At 57.4% G+C, this 14,740-nt stretch carries 13 protein-coding genes and 1 pseudogene; 7 read left to right on the top strand and 7 right to left on the bottom strand.

Annotated elements, in window-relative coordinates; genetic code table 11:
* Genes paaG through paaA form a run of 7 tightly spaced genes read right to left on the bottom strand, consistent with a single transcriptional unit; the run spans position 1 to position 5,124 of the window.
* On the bottom strand, positions 1 to 789 hold the full coding sequence (gene paaG / locus AC4OVU_RS10600) for a 2-(1,2-epoxy-1,2-dihydrophenyl)acetyl-CoA isomerase PaaG (protein ID WP_110292952.1): 789 nt from the start codon (positions 787 to 789) through the stop codon (positions 1 to 3).
* Positions 789 to 1,556 carry a 2,3-dehydroadipyl-CoA hydratase PaaF gene (gene paaF / locus AC4OVU_RS10595; protein ID WP_491928676.1) on the bottom strand — a complete coding sequence of 256 codons (768 nt, stop codon included), beginning with the start codon at positions 1,554 to 1,556 and terminating at the stop codon, positions 789 to 791. The genes paaG and paaF overlap by 1 nt, the downstream gene beginning before the upstream one ends.
* The gene (paaE, locus tag AC4OVU_RS10590) at positions 1,553 to 2,623 is read right to left on the bottom strand and encodes a 1,2-phenylacetyl-CoA epoxidase subunit PaaE (RefSeq protein ID WP_491928675.1); all 1,071 of its coding nucleotides are present in this window, start codon (positions 2,621 to 2,623) and stop codon (positions 1,553 to 1,555) included. The genes paaF and paaE overlap by 4 nt, the downstream gene beginning before the upstream one ends.
* A 7-nt stretch (positions 2,624 to 2,630) precedes the next feature.
* Positions 2,631 to 3,128, bottom strand: coding sequence for a 1,2-phenylacetyl-CoA epoxidase subunit PaaD (gene paaD / locus AC4OVU_RS10585; RefSeq protein ID WP_045338255.1), 498 nt, complete (start codon positions 3,126 to 3,128; stop codon positions 2,631 to 2,633).
* Between the two features lie 11 nt (positions 3,129 to 3,139).
* Positions 3,140 to 3,886 carry a 1,2-phenylacetyl-CoA epoxidase subunit PaaC gene (gene paaC, locus AC4OVU_RS10580; RefSeq protein WP_045338254.1) on the bottom strand — a complete coding sequence of 249 codons (747 nt, stop codon included), beginning with the start codon at positions 3,884 to 3,886 and terminating at the stop codon, positions 3,140 to 3,142.
* An 8-nt stretch (positions 3,887 to 3,894) separates the two neighbouring features.
* Positions 3,895 to 4,182: a 1,2-phenylacetyl-CoA epoxidase subunit PaaB gene (paaB, locus tag AC4OVU_RS10575; RefSeq protein ID WP_003857353.1), complete on the bottom strand. Its 288-nt coding sequence runs from the start codon at positions 4,180 to 4,182 to the stop codon at positions 3,895 to 3,897.
* A 12-nt stretch (positions 4,183 to 4,194) separates the two neighbouring features.
* Positions 4,195 to 5,124, bottom strand: a complete 930-nt coding sequence (gene paaA / locus AC4OVU_RS10570) for a 1,2-phenylacetyl-CoA epoxidase subunit PaaA (protein ID WP_003857355.1) — start codon at positions 5,122 to 5,124, stop codon at positions 4,195 to 4,197.
* A gap of 285 nt (positions 5,125 to 5,409) precedes the next feature.
* Between paaA and paaZ the strand changes: the two genes are divergently transcribed.
* The 7 genes and pseudogenes from paaZ to AC4OVU_RS10535 all read left to right on the top strand — a co-directional run bounded on the left by paaZ (position 5,410) and on the right by AC4OVU_RS10535 (position 14,670).
* Positions 5,410 to 7,449 (top strand): phenylacetic acid degradation bifunctional protein PaaZ, encoded by a 2,040-nt coding sequence (paaZ, locus tag AC4OVU_RS10565; protein WP_110292951.1) that lies wholly within the window; start codon positions 5,410 to 5,412, stop codon positions 7,447 to 7,449.
* A gap of 225 nt (positions 7,450 to 7,674) precedes the next feature.
* Positions 7,675 to 8,157 carry an Hcp family type VI secretion system effector gene (locus AC4OVU_RS10560; protein WP_023303677.1) on the top strand — a complete coding sequence of 161 codons (483 nt, stop codon included), beginning with the start codon at positions 7,675 to 7,677 and terminating at the stop codon, positions 8,155 to 8,157.
* 113 nt (positions 8,158 to 8,270) lie between these two features.
* A complete protein-coding gene (locus AC4OVU_RS10555) occupies positions 8,271 to 8,564 on the top strand; it encodes a polymorphic toxin type 44 domain-containing protein (RefSeq protein ID WP_223825170.1) in 294 nt (97 codons plus the stop codon).
* A 207-nt stretch (positions 8,565 to 8,771) separates the two neighbouring features.
* Positions 8,772 to 8,936 (top strand): hypothetical protein, encoded by a 165-nt coding sequence (locus AC4OVU_RS10550; protein ID WP_258364708.1) that lies wholly within the window; start codon positions 8,772 to 8,774, stop codon positions 8,934 to 8,936.
* Between the two features lie 160 nt (positions 8,937 to 9,096).
* Positions 9,097 to 11,370 (top strand): annotated as a pseudogene (gene tynA, locus AC4OVU_RS10545) (primary-amine oxidase).
* A gap of 168 nt (positions 11,371 to 11,538) precedes the next feature.
* Positions 11,539 to 13,512 carry an alkyl/aryl-sulfatase gene (locus AC4OVU_RS10540; RefSeq protein ID WP_110292950.1) on the top strand — a complete coding sequence of 658 codons (1,974 nt, stop codon included), beginning with the start codon at positions 11,539 to 11,541 and terminating at the stop codon, positions 13,510 to 13,512.
* A gap of 51 nt (positions 13,513 to 13,563) precedes the next feature.
* Positions 13,564 to 14,670 (top strand): GGDEF domain-containing protein, encoded by a 1,107-nt coding sequence (locus AC4OVU_RS10535; RefSeq protein WP_023296554.1) that lies wholly within the window; start codon positions 13,564 to 13,566, stop codon positions 14,668 to 14,670.
* Positions 14,671 to 14,740: the final 70 nt, after the last annotated feature.

Raw genomic sequence — 14,740 nt, 5'->3', positions numbered from 1 at the left:
TTATTTCCCCGTAAAGTTCGGCGCGCGTTTTGCCAGGAACGCGCTGACGCCTTCCCGGTAGTCGTCGCTGCGTCCGGCCAGACGTTGATAGTCGCGCTCCAGATCAAGCTGGGCGTCGAGGGTATTGGTTTCGGCGGCGTTAATCGCCTGCTTGATCAAGCCCAGGCCAAAGGTCGGCTGCGAGGCAAAATGCAGCGCCATCAGCTGTGCGGTGGCGGAGAGCTGGTCGTCGTCCACCACCTGCCAGATCATTCCCCAGGCCTGTGCCTGCTCGGCGCTGAGCTTATCGCCCAGCAATGCCAGCCCCATGGCGCGGGCGCGTCCGGTCACGCGCGGCAGCAGCCAGGTTCCGCCGCAGTCCGGTACCAGCCCGAGCTTGCTGAAGGCCATCACAAAGCTGGCTGAACGGGCCGCAATCACCATGTCACAGCCGAGGGCCAGCGTGGCACCCGCCCCCGCCGCCACGCCGTTAACCGCGCAAATCACCGGCTTCGGCAGTTTTGCCAGGCGGCGCACCAGCGGGTTGTAAAAAGTCTCAACGGACATGCCCAGATCGGGCGCGGGGCCGTTCGGGTCGACGTTACGGTCGTTAAGATCCTGCCCGGCGCAGAAACCGCGTCCTGCCCCGGTGATCAGCAGGCAGCGGATGGCGTCATCGCGCTCGGCCTGCTTCAGGCATTCGGAAAGCTGCTGGTGCATGACGTCGTTAAAGCTGTTCAGGCGCTCCGGGCGGTTCAGCGTAATGGTCATTACGCCCTGCTCAACATGGCTCAGAATAGATTCCACAATTAGCGTCCTTTAAAGTCTGGGGTGCGTTTTTGTAAAAAGGCGTTGATACCTTCCCGGCGATCGTCGGTGGCCGCGAGCAGCGCAAACAGCTGACGCTCCTGCGCCAGCCCGGCCTGAAGCGGGACTTCCTGCGACTGGCGAAGCGCCTGCTTCGCCGCCTGTAGCGCCAGCGGCGAGTGGCGCGCCATCAGCGCCGCCTGCTTCAGGGCGTACTCCAGCGTCAGCGAGGCCGGGTAGACGTCGCTGGCCAGCCCGGCGCTGTGCGCCTGAACCGCCGTGATGCTTTCGTCCGTCAGCACCATTTTGCTGGCCAACGATTTGCCCACGCTGCGGATCAGCCGCTGGGTGCCCCCTGCGCCCGGCATGATCCCGAGGGTGATTTCCGGCAGGCCAAAACGGGCGTTATCACCGGCAATCACCACATCGCAGAGCAGCGCCAGCTCACAGCCTGCCCCCAGCGCGAAGCCGTTCACGGCGGCAATCAGCGGTTTGGTGAAGGCGTTGATCCGCGCCCACAGCTGCGGACGGATATCGTTCAGGGTGGCGGGCAGGTCTTTCTCCGCCATTTCGTTGAGATCGGCCCCGGCGGCAAAGCAGCGTTCGTTGCCGTACACCACGCAGACGGCGATCTCAGCATCCGCGGCGGCGGCCTCAAGCTGCTCCGCGATTTGCAGGAGCAGCGCATTGTTGAGCGCGTTGCGCGCCGCCGGACGGTTAAGCGTCAGCTGCAACACGCGACCGTGACGAGTGACAATCAGTTCACTCATACCATCCCCTTCGCATCAAAATCGACGATAACGTCGGCGGTTAACGGCAGCGCCTGACAGCTCAGCACATAGCCTGCGGCCAGCTCGTCCGGCTCCAGGCTGTAGTTGGTCGCCATATCGACTTTTCCGCGCAGCACTTTGCATTTGCAGGTGGCGCATACGCCGCCCTTGCAGGCGTAAGGCAGATCCGCCCCCTGACGCAGGGCCGCGTCAAGAATGCTCTCGTCGTCCGCCGTCAGGGTGATCTCCCTGTCGCGCCCGTCCTGACGGACGGTGACCTTCTGCCCGTCGGCCTGCACGCTGGCTGTCCGTTTAACGGCGGTACCCGGCGTGTTAAAGCGCTCAAGATGGATCGCTTTTTCCGGCATACCCAGCGCTTGCAGCGCCGCTTCGGCCTCATCCATCATCGCCGACGGGCCGCAGATGAAGGCTTCATCGTACTGACGGAAATTCACCAGCGTTTTTGCCAGCGCCTGGAGCTTTTCCCCGTCAATGCGGCCATGGAGCAGATCGCTGTCGAGCGTCTCCTGGCTGAAGATGGCGATCAGCTGCAAACGCTGCGGGTATTTGTCTTTCAGGTCTGCCAGCGCCCGGCGGAACATCATGCTCTGGCTGCTGCGGTTGCCGTAAATCAGGGTGAAGTGGCTGTGGGCTTCAGTGGCCAGCGTAGCGGACATAATCGCCAGCATCGGGGTGATCCCGGACCCGGCGGCAATCGCCAGATAGTGGCCTTCGCGTTCGGCCTGCGGCTGATAGCCAAACTGCCCCTGGGGCACCATCACCTCCAGCACCATGCCCGGTTTGATCTCGTCCCGGGCATAGCGGGAAAAACGTCCGCCCTCGATGGCTTTGACCGCCACGCTGATCTCACCGCACGCGGTGCTCCGGCAGATGGAGTAGCAGCGGCGCAGTTCATCCCCGCCAGGACTGGCTTTCAGGGTCAGATGCTGACCGGGACGGAAGCGGTACGCCTCCTGTAACGCCTGCGGCACCGCGAAGGTAATGGTCACCGCGTCGCGGGTTTCGGGTTCTACTTTTGCCACTGTTAATGAATGAAACGTTGTCATGGCAGCCTCAAATACATTTAAAATAGTCGAAGGGCTCACGGCAGGTATTGCAGCGGTAGAGCGCTTTGCAGGCCGTAGAACCAAATTCACTGATAAGCGAGGTATCGGTGCTCGCACAGCGCGGGCAGCTCACCTCAGCGGGAACGTGGGCATGGCAGCTATGGCCGACAGGCGGGCTGATGCCATATTCACGCAGGTGCCTGCGGGCATCGTCGGTCATCCAGTCGGTGGTCCAGGCGGGCTCCAGTTGCAGCACAATATGTACCGGGCTAAAGCCGTTTCCGGTCAGGGTTTCGCGGATCGCCCCCAGCAGATGCTCCGTTGCCGGACAGCCCGAATAGGTTGGCGTGAAGCCGATGACCCAGCCTTCCCCCTGCGCCTTCACGCTGCGCACCATGCCCAGGTCGGTGATGGTCAGCACCGGCACTTCCGGGTCGGGGATCTGGCTTAACAGCGCCCAAATCTGCGGGATTTGTGCAGGCGCGATGTCGACGAGGCGTTGCATGGCGTCCTCCTTTACCACTGCTGGCCGGGGTAAACGCGCTGGAGATACTGCATCTCTGCCAGCATCGGCCCGAGGTGTTCGGTATGTAGCCCCTTCTTGCCGCCCGTGCGATACGCCACCTCTTCGGGCACGCGGAGGGTGGCTTCCGCCAGGCCAGCAAACACTTCGCGCTCCCACGGGTCCCGCAGGTCGCGCGGATCAACCGCCACGCCGTCTTCAATTAGCGCCAGCTCGACGTCGTCTGCGTCGAACAGTTCAGCCGTAAAGCGCCACAGGCTATCCACCGCCTGTTGCATTTTTTGTGCGGAGGTTTCTGTTCCGTCCCCCAGCCGCACCAGCCAGCCGCGGCTAAAGCGCAGGTGATAGCGTGCCTCCTTAATGGCTTTTGCCGCGATGGCGGCAAGCTGACTGTCGCTGCTATGGATCAGCCGCTCGTAGAGCGCCACGTTCCACGCATCCATCAGATACTGACGGGCAATGGTGTCAGCGAAGCTGCCGTTTGGTTGTTCCACCAGCAGCAGATTGCGGAACTGACGCTCATCGCGGCCATAGGCCAGGGTGTCTTCATCGCCCTTACCCTCCCGTTCAGCGGCGTAGGTCAGGAAATTGCGCGCCTGCCCGAGCAGATCAAGGCCGATATTGGCGAGCGCCAGGTCAATTTCCAGCTCCGGCGCGTGGCCGCACCAGGCGCCCAGACGCTGTGAGAGCACCAGACCGTTGTCGCCCAGACGCAGGGCATAAGCAGATACGTTGTTCATCCCCAACCTCACATATGCTCGATGCCATCAGGGATGGTGTAAAACGTCGGATGGCGGTAGACCTTGCTTTCCGCCGGATCGAAAAATTCCCCGCTCTCTTCCGGCTGGGAAGCGACGATTTCACTCGCCTTCACCACCCAGATGGAACAGCCTTCGCTGCGGCGGGTATAGGCATCGCGCGCGTTTTCCAGCGCCATACGGTCGTCGGCAGCGTGAAGGCTGCCCACATGCCGGTGCGACAGCCCCTGCTTCGAACGGACAAAAACTTCGTATAACGGCCAGTAAACATTGCTCATGGTTGATTCCTCTTATGCGGCCTGGCGAGCGCGTTGTTTTTCCGCGTGGGCCAGAGCGGCTTCACGCACCCATGCGCCGTCGTCCCAGGCTTTACGTTTTGCGGCCAGACGTTCGTGGTTGCAGATCCCGCGCCCGTTGATCACCTCGTCAAATTCCTGCCAGTCGATTTCGCCGAAGCGGTAGTGGCCGCTCTCTTCATCGAAACGCAGGTCGGGGTCCGGCACGGTCATACCGAGCATCTCCACCTGAGGCACCGTGTTGTCCACGAAGCGCTGGCGAAGCTCATCGTTGCCAAAGCGTTTGATCTTCCAGGCCAGGCTGCGGGCGCTGTTTGGGGAGTTGTCGTCGTTGGGTCCGAACATCATCAGCGCGGGCCACCAGAAACGGTTGATGGCGTCCTGCAACATCTGCCGCTGGGCTTCGCTGCCCTGCGCCAGCGCCATGCAGGCCTCAAAACCCTGACGCTGATGGAAGCTCTCTTCTTTACAGATTTTCACCATCGCCCGGGCATACGGGCCGTAAGAGGTACGGCACAGCGCCACCTGGTTCACAATGGCCGCCCCGTCCACCAGCCAGCCAATGACCCCGATATCGGCCCAGCTCAGGGTCGGATAGTTGAAGATGGAGGAGTATTTCATCTTGCCGTCGAGCATCTTTTGATAGATGTCCTCCCGGGCGCAGCCCAGCGTTTCCGCCGCGCTGTAGAGGTACAGGCCGTGTCCGGCTTCGTCCTGCACCTTCGCCAGCAGAATGGCTTTCCGGCGCAGCGTCGGCGCGCGGGTGATCCAGTTTCCTTCCGGCAGCATGCCGACAATCTCAGAATGGGCGTGCTGTCCAATCTGGCGGATCAGCGTCTTGCGGTAGGCATCCGGCATCCAGTCCTGCGGCTCGATGGCCGTCTCCTGTGCGATGCGTTGCTCAAAGCGTTGTTCTTGCGTCACATAACCACCTTTATGATTCGTTAAATCACCACAAATAGCAAAATGGTGAATCATTTGTTTCCTTAAAAGTTACACAAAGGTTAAATATAACCCCAAGAAGCGTTTGTTTATTTTGTGACGACGCTCGCAAGCCTTTTCATGAAAGGCCGATGACGCAAGGCTTCTGGGTGGTCAGGTTAAGCAATACAGATCACAGCGTTAACAATTCATTAAAACTCAGCTTGATTTTTATGATTCGCGATCAAACTATTTATAGTGAAATCACGAAACATCTGGAGAGAAGAAATGCAGCAGTTAGCCAGCTTCTTGTCCGGCACCTGGCAATCAGGCCGGGGCCGCGAGCGCACCATCACCCACGCCATCAGCGGGGAAACGCTATTTGAAGTCACCAGCGAAGGGCTGGATATGGCGGCCGCGCGCCGTTACGCCATTGAACACGGCGGAGAAGCGCTCCACGCAATGAGCTTTATCGAGCGCGCCGCCATGCTGAAGGCGGTGGCCAAACATCTGCTGAGCCAGAAGGATCGCTTTTATGCCCTGTCAGCTCAGACCGGCGCGACGAAGGCCGACAGCTGGGTGGATATTGAAGGCGGTATCGGCACCCTCTTCACCTACGCAAGCCTCGGCAGCCGTGAGCTGCCGGACGATACCCTGTGGCCGGAGGATGAGCTGATCCCGCTGTCGAAGGAAGGCGGCTTTGCGGCACGTCACGTGTTAACGTCGAAATCCGGCGTGGCGGTGCATATCAACGCGTTCAACTTCCCGTGCTGGGGGATGCTGGAAAAGCTCGCGCCCACCTGGCTTGCCGGGATGCCCGCCATCATCAAGCCCGCCACCGCCACCGCGCAGGTGACTCAGGCGATGGTGAAAGCGATCGTCGAGAGCGGACTGGTGCCCGACGGCGCCATCAGCCTGATCTGCGGTGGCGCGGGCGATCTGCTGAACCGGCTCGACAGCCAGGACGTGGTGACGTTTACCGGATCGGCCAGCACCGGGCAGAGTCTGCGCGTCCACCCGAATATCGTCGCGCATTCCATTCCGTTTACCATGGAAGCAGATTCTCTCAACTGCTGCGTGCTGGGTGAGGACGTGACGCCGGAACACCCGGAGTTTGCGCTGTTTATCCGAGAAGTGGTGCGCGAGATGACCGCCAAAGCCGGACAAAAATGTACCGCCATCCGCCGCATCATCGTGCCGGAAGCGCAGATTGACGCCGTCAGCCAGGCGCTGATTGCGCGGCTGGAGAAAGTAGTCGTCGGCGATCCGGCCCAGGAAGGGGTGAAGATGGGGGCCCTCGTCAACGGTGAGCAACGTGCTGACGTGCAGGAAAAAGTCGATCATCTGCTTGCCGCGGGCTGCCAGATCCGTCTGGGTGGTAAAGCTGATTTGCAGGCGGCTGGCGCATTCTTCCCGCCCACCCTGCTGTTCTGCCCGCAGCCGGACGAAACCCCGGCCGTTCACGCCACCGAAGCCTTTGGCCCCGTCGCAACCCTGATGCCCTGCCGTAACACCGAACACGCCATGCAGCTGGCGCGGGCGGGCGGCGGCAGCCTGGCGGGAACGCTGGTTACGGCAGATACCCGCGTGGCGCGGCAGTTTATTGCCGGGGCAGCGCGCGCCCACGGACGTATTCAGATCCTCAACCAGGAATCCTCGAAAGAATCCACCGGCCACGGTTCACCGCTGCCACAACTGGTGCACGGTGGTCCGGGACGTGCGGGCGGCGGCGAAGAGCTGGGCGGCCTGCGCGCGGTGAAGCACTATCTTCAGCGCACGGCCATTCAGGGCAGCCCGTCCATGCTCGCCGCGATCGGTAAACAGTGGGTCCGTGGCGCGGAGGTGCAGGAAGATCGCGTTCATCCCTTCCGTAAATACTTCGAGGAGTTACAGCCGGGCGACAGCCTGCTGACCCCGCGTCGTACCCTGACGGAAGCGGATATCGTGAATTTTGCCTGCCTGAGCGGGGATCATTTCTACGCCCATATGGACAAAATTGGCGCGGCGGAGTCGATTTTTGGTGAGCGCGTGGTACACGGTTATTTCCTGATTTCCGCCGCAGCGGGGCTGTTTGTCGATGCCGGGGTTGGGCCGGTTATTGCCAACTACGGTATGGAAAACCTACGCTTTATCGAGCCGGTCAAGCCGGGCGATACCATTCAGGTGCGCCTGACCTGTAAACGTAAAACGCTGAAGAAACAGCGCACTGCCGAGGAAAAACCCACCGGCGTGGTGGAATGGGCGGTGGAGATCTTCAACCAGCACCAGCAGGCCGTGGCGCTCTACTCCATCCTGACGCTGGTGGCGCGCCAGCAGGGTGACTTTTAATCAAAGCAATGGCATTAACCTTGCGGTCTCGAGTGTTTGAGCGCATCACAATCAGCGGAAGGTAAAACAGGGACTGGTTGGCTTTGATTAATCGAACCATCCAGTCTGCCTGGTTTGGATAAGTTACAACCGGAAACACTAAGCAAATTGACCATGTAGTTAGCATGGTTATTATTTAGCTCCGGGAATATTCCCGCATTAAATTACATGGATGATTAACAAACTATGGCAATTCCTGTTTACCTTTTCTTAACTGACGATGGTGGGTCAAAAATTACAGGCTCGGTGGATGTTCGTTACCGTGAGGGAAGCATTGAAGTCACTGGCTTTACACACAATCTTCGCCTCCCAACCGATCCATTGACCGGGAAAATTACCAGTAAACGTAACCATGCCCCAGTCGTATTTCAAAAAGAAATCGATTCCTCCTCCCCTTACCTGATGAAAGCCGTTGCGACTGGCCAAACCCTTAAAACGGCTGAGTTCAGGTGGTATCGCATTAATGACGCCGGACAGGAAGTAGAATATTACAATATGCGTCTCGATAATATTCGCGTCGTTTCCGTCACGCCATTGATGCATGACATTAAAGACCCGATGAAAGAAAAACATAATCATCTTGAAGTCGTGGAGCTACGCTATGATAAAATAACATGGACATATTGCGATGGTAATATACAGTTTGCAGACTGTTGGGCTGAGCGTTAAATATGCGCACTCCTTCCTATTCAACACCCTATAATATTGCATCCTTTGCACCACCTGGCGTGGACGTGGTTAGCCACATGGTAATAGCGCGATTCCATGGTGGACCCTCATTAATGACCTACATATGGTTTTATCAAATGGTCAGAAACCATGGTCCCTGGGATTACAAACAAGGCCGTGCAGAGTATGCTAATTTTGGCAATTTTCATTACGGTGCCGTTGGTGCGGCAGCAGGCATTCCTGAGGGAATTTTGCTCCGGGGGGCAGGTACTGCACAGATTCTCGCCGGGACAAGCGATCCTGCCGAATTTGCAAAATTCCAGAACAATAATAATTACGGTGATGACCCAGTCGATCAGTTATGGATAAGGGCAGGAATAGATTATGCGCGACGTTCGGGTTTTTAACTGGCGAACTGGAGTCATTATCTTTATTTTTCTTATATTCATTGCATACCCTTTCCGCGATCTGTTTACCGTGTATGAAACTTGCAGGAAAAAATCAAGGTTAACGATCGTTTAACTCTTTACATCACCCAGGTTGAGACGGGCTCACTATCTAAAAACAGGTATCATATTTATCTCGTTGATGCGAAAAAAAGCCCGGAAGACTTCATGTCTAACATTAAAGATATCAATCCCGTCATGATCACCGATGACGATAAAGCTTCTGTGGCAATTAAAAATGGAGACATTTATCTTCGCGTTCGCGGTACGGTTTATTCGTTCACGACGGCAGGTTTTGATGTCCGCATGCATCTCGATAGCTCGCCTTACTGAAGCACACTTTATCTGTCACGGGGGTGTGATTTACCCCCGCTCTTTTTTTAACCTGGCAAGACTGACAAACAACCTGGCAGATGCAGGCAAACGCTTTTCGTGCGCGCCTGTCAGGATAAGGCTGACACAACACAATAAACACAACAAGATGAGGTCTGCGATGGGAAGCAATTCTTCTTTTTCTGCCCGTAGAACGGCACTGGCCATGGCCGTTGCGCTCTGTTGCGCCTGGCAATCCCCTGTTTACGCTCACGGCAGCGAGGCGCATATGGTCCCGATGGACAAAACGCTTCAGGCGTTTGGCGCGGACGTGCAGTAGGATGATTACGCCCAGATGTTCACCATCGTCAAAGACGGTGCCTTTGTGAAGGTCAAACCCGGCGCAAATACCGCCATCGTTAACGGCAAACCGCTGACGCTCCAGGTGCCCGTGGTGATGAAGAACAATAAGGCGTTTATCCCGGAGACCTTTATCAACGATGTCTTTCAGTCCGGTCTTGATCAGACATTCCAGGTTGAAAAAAGCCCCCACCCGTTAAACGCGCTGACGGCTGATGAAATCAACCAGGCCGTAGCCATTGTGAAAGCCTCTGCGGATTTTAAACCCAATACCCGCTTTACCCAGATTGCGCTGGCGGAGCCAGAAAAGGCCAAAGTCTGGGACTTTGTGCTTAACGGCACGGCGGTGGATGCGCCCCGCCAGGCCAATATCATCATGCTTGATGGTAAACACATCATCGAAAGCCGGGTGGATCTGAAGGACAAAAAGATCCTCCGCTGGGAGCCGATCAAAGACGCGCACGGCATGGTGCTGCTGGATGACTTCAATACCGTGCAGCAGATCATCAATGAAAGCCCGGAGTTTGCCGCCGTGCTGAAAAAGCGCGGCATTACCGACCCGAAGAAAGTGATCACCACTCCGCTTACCGTCGGCTTTTTTGACGGCAAGGATGGGCTGAAACAGGAAGACCGCCTGCTGAAAGTGATCAGCTATCTCGACGTGGGCGACGGTAACTACTGGGCGCACCCGATCGAAAACCTGGTTGCGGTGGTGGATCTCGAGCAGAAGAAAATCCAGAAGATTGAGGAAGGCCCGGTCGTGCCGGTTCCGCTCACGCCGCGCCCTTATGATGGCCGCGACCGCGTTGAAACGGTGAAAAAACCGCTGGAAATTATCGAGCCGGAAGGCAAGAACTACACCATCACCGGGGATAGGGTGCACTGGCAGAACTGGGATTTTCATCTGAGCCTGGACTCACGCGTCGGCCCGATAATCTCCACCGTGACCTATAACGACAACGGCAAAAAGCGACAGGTGATGTATCAGGGATCGCTCGGCGGCATGATTGTGCCGTACGGCGACCCGGATATCGGCTGGTACTTTAAAGCCTATCTGGACTCCGGCGATTACGGCATGGGTACCCTGACCTCCCCGCTGGTGCGCGGCAAGGATGTTCCGTCTAACGCCGTGATGCTCAACGAAACCATCCCGGATTACACCGGCGCGCCAATGGAGATCCCCAGGGCGATCGCCATTTTCGAGCGTTACGCCGGGCCGGAATATAAGCATCAGGAATTAGGTAAACCCAACGTCAGCACCGAACGCCGCGAGCTGGTGGTGCGCTGGGTCAGCACCGTGGGTAACTACGATTACATCTTCGACTGGGTATTCCACGAAAACGGCACTATCGGCATTGATGCAGGGGCTACGGGCATTGAAGCGGTGAAAGGCGTGCAGACGAAAACCATGCATGATGCCACCGCGAAGGATGACACCCGATACGGAACGCTGATCGACCATAATATTGTCGGTACCACCCACCAGCACATCTACAACTTCCGTCTGGATATGGACGTGGACGGCATCAACAATAAGCTGGTGGCCATGGATCCGGACGTCAAACCGAACACCGCTGGCGGACCGCGCACCAGCACCATGCAGGTTAATCAGTATGATATTGATACCGAACAGCAGGCGGCGCAGAAGTTTGACCCGGGCACCATCCGCCTGCTGAGCAATACCAGCAAAGAGAACCGCATGGGCAACCCGGTCTCGTATCAGATCATCCCTTACGCGGGCGGCACACACCCGGTAGCGTCCGGCGCGAAGTTTGCCCCGGACGAGTGGATTTATCACCGCCTGAGCTTTATGGATAAACAGCTGTGGGTGACGCGTTACCATCCCGACGAGATGTACCCGGAGGGAAAATACCCGAACCGTTCCACGCACGATACCGGCCTCGGCCAGTACAGCAAAGATAACGAATCGCTGAACGACCAGGATAACGTCATCTGGATGACCACCGGCACCACCCATGTCGCCCGCGCCGAGGAGTGGCCGATAATGCCGACGGAATGGGTGCACACGTTACTCAAGCCGTGGAATTTCTTTGACGAGACGCCAACGCTCGGCAAGAAAAAAGAGCAGAAATAACCCACCGACCGGGCGTAATGCCCGGTTTTTCATCCGCTTACTTGCTGAATTACTCTCCCCGATTATAGTTATTGTTACCTCGCTTAATCCTTTTGCATTTCTTGACACACTTTCACCAGGATTCGAAGTCCCCACAAACAACGTCACAGTTTACTGAGAGGTTTTAGGATGAGAATCAATGAGATCGTCAGGAGTCTCGCGCTGGCGGGATGTTTTATTTCTGCCAGTTCCGCCTGGGCCGCAGAAGCACCTAAGGATGCCACCGCAGCAACGCAACAGGCCAACAACGCACTCTTCAACAAGCTTCCTTTCTCCGATAACACCGATTTTACCAACGCCCACAAAGGGTTTATTGCCCCGCTGCCTCAGGACATTATCAAAGGTGAGCAAGGCAACACCGTCTGGGATCCGCAGCAGTACGCTTTTATCAAAGAAGGCGATAAGGCGCCCGACTCGGTTAACCCGAGCTTATGGCGTCAGTCCCAGCTGATTAACATCAGCGGTCTGTTTGAAGTGACCGAAGGCGTCTACCAGATCCGTAACCTCGACCTGTCAAACATGACCATTATTGAAGGTAAAGAAGGCATTACCGTGGTCGACCCGCTGGTGTCGGCGGAAACGGCCAAAATCGGGATGGATCTTTACTATAAAAATCGCGGTAATAAGCCTGTGGTCGCCGTTATTTACACCCACAGCCACGTTGACCACTATGGCGGCGTGCGCGGCGTGGTGGATGAAGCAGATGTGAAGTCCGGTAAGGTGAAAATCTACGCGCCCGCCGGATTTATGGAGGCCGCCGTCGCGGAGAATATCATGGCGGGTAACGTCATGAGCCGCCGCGCCAGCTATATGTACGGCAACCTGCTGAAGCCGGATGCGAAGGGCCAGGTCGGCGCGGGTCTCGGCACCACCACCTCCGCCGGGACGGTGACCCTGATCGCCCCGACCAATATCATCGAGAAAGATGGTCAGAAAGAGGTGATCGACGGCCTGACCTATGATTTTATGCTCGCGCCGGGATCGGAAGCGCCTTCTGAGATGCTCTGGTATATCGAAGAGAAAAAGCTGATCGAGTCAGCGGAAGATGTCACCCATACCCTGCACAACACCTACTCCCTGCGCGGCGCGAAAATTCGTGAGCCGTTGCCATGGTCGAAATACATCAACCAGGCGATTGTACGCTGGGGTGATAAAGCCGAAATCATTATGGCGCAGCACCACTGGCCGACATGGGGCAACGACAACGTGGTTAACCTGCTGAAAAGCCAGCGCGACCTGTATCGCTACATCAACGACCAGACCCTGCGCATGGCGAACGAAGGGCTGACCCGTGACGAGATTGCCGCCAACTTCAAACTGCCAAACTCCCTGGCCAATACCTGGGCAAACCGTGGCTATTACGGTTCTGTCAGCCATGACGTTAAAGCGACCTACGTGCTCTATTTAGGCTGGTTTGACGGCAACCCGGCGACCCTGGACGAACTGCCGCCTGAAGAAGCCGCGAAGAAATTTGTGGACTACATGGGCGGTGCGGATGCCATCCTGAGCAAAGCGAAAACCGACTTTGACCAGGGGAACTACCGCTGGGTGGCTCAGGTGGTCAGCAAAGTGGTCTTTGCCGATCCAAATAATCAGGCCGCGCGAAACCTGGAAGCGGATGCGCTGGAGCAGCTGGGTTATCAGGCTGAATCAGGCCCGTGGCGTAACTTCTACCTGACCGGCGCCCAGGAGCTGCGTAACGGCGTGGTGAAAGGACCGACCCCGAACACCGCCAGCCCGGATACCGTGCGCGCGATGACGCCAGAAATGTTCTTTGACTATCTGGCGGTGCACATTAACGGTGAAAAAGCGGCGGATGCAAAATCGGTGTTTAACATCGACCTCGGCAGCGACGGCGGTAAATACAAGCTGGAGCTGGAAAATGGCGTGCTGAACCACACGGCGAACGCCGAAGCGAAAGACGCTGACGCGACCGTGACCCTCAACCGCGATACGCTGAATAAAATCATCCTGAAAGAAGTGACGCTTAAACAGGCGCAGGATAACGGCGATATCAAAGTGACCGGCGATGCCGCAAAACTTGATGCCATGCTCGGTTACATGGATAAATTTGAATTCTGGTTTAACATTGTGACCCCGTAAAGGCAGCACTCGCGGGCGGACGTTCCGCCCGCTCAAGGAAAATTCTCTTCAATGGAAAAAAGACATCCAGCCACACCCGAACCCGCGATATGGCCTACCCGTAAATCAATGGTTGTTCACGGGCTGGCCGTGAACCTGCCGTGGCTCGCCTTTGTGAATGCCAGCTTTGCCCTTATGGTCCTGCTGCGCAATTCGCTGTTCGGCCATATCGATGCCCTCCTGCACATCAGCCCCCCTCTGCGGCAGATGATTGACGCCTCCATGCTGGGCGTGGTGATCCTTTCCGTAGCGCTGGTGATCATGGCCTGGCGCCACATCCGCGGCGTCAGCGCCGTTTTGTTTATGTGCAGCCTGCTGTGGTCGATAAGTTGTTACTGGTTTATCAACGTGTTACAGCTTCCTCATCCCTGGCCTATATTCGTTACCCTGCTGATGGCCGGTATGACCGCGCTCTATTTTCACCCGGTTGCACTGCTCTGCTTCACCGTTCCGCTATGGGTAAGCCTGCCCGTTGCCAGCATGCTGCTGAATCAGGAAATTAATTATCGCTTTGCCGGGCTGTGGGTGGTGTTCACGTTCATTCTCGTGTGCGGGCGCTATATCCTGTTGAGCTGGTTTGAAGAGGCGTGGCGTCGCAACCAGCAGAATCAGCGTTTAATTTCACGGCTGGATGCGCTGGCCCATCAGGATCCGCTGACGAAAACGGCCAACCGCCGGGCGATGGAGCTGGTGCTGGAAAATGCCGTAGAGCAAGGCAAACGCTTCGCGGTGCTGATGCTGGATGTCGATTACTTCAAACTGTATAACGACACCTACGGTCACCAGGCCGGAGATGCGTGTCTCGCGCGGGTGGCAGAGGTGCTGAACACCTCGGTGCGCACGCCAGAGGATGTGGTTTCGCGCTACGGTGGCGAGGAGTTTGTGGTGATCCTCTTTGACTGCGAAGAAAGCGTTGCTGAGAAAGTCGCCGCGCGGATCCAGGCTGGCCTGCGCAACGCAGCCATTCCGCACAGCGCGTCGAAGGTTAGTGAATGTGTGACGGCGAGTATGGGCATTGCAGGCTATACCGCAGGGCTGGCCGGCCCGGAAATCATCGCCCGCGCCGATGCGGCGCTGTACAGGGCGAAGGAGGCCGGGCGGAATCGGTGGTCGCTGTAAGTTACGCAGGGTGGCGCTGCGCTTACCCGGCCTACAAAACCAACCTTTTCCTCGATCCCGTAGGCCGGGT

It is taken from the genome of Enterobacter sp. 6722112 (assembly GCF_058661685.1).
This window is presented reverse-complemented; position numbering and strand designations above follow the sequence as displayed.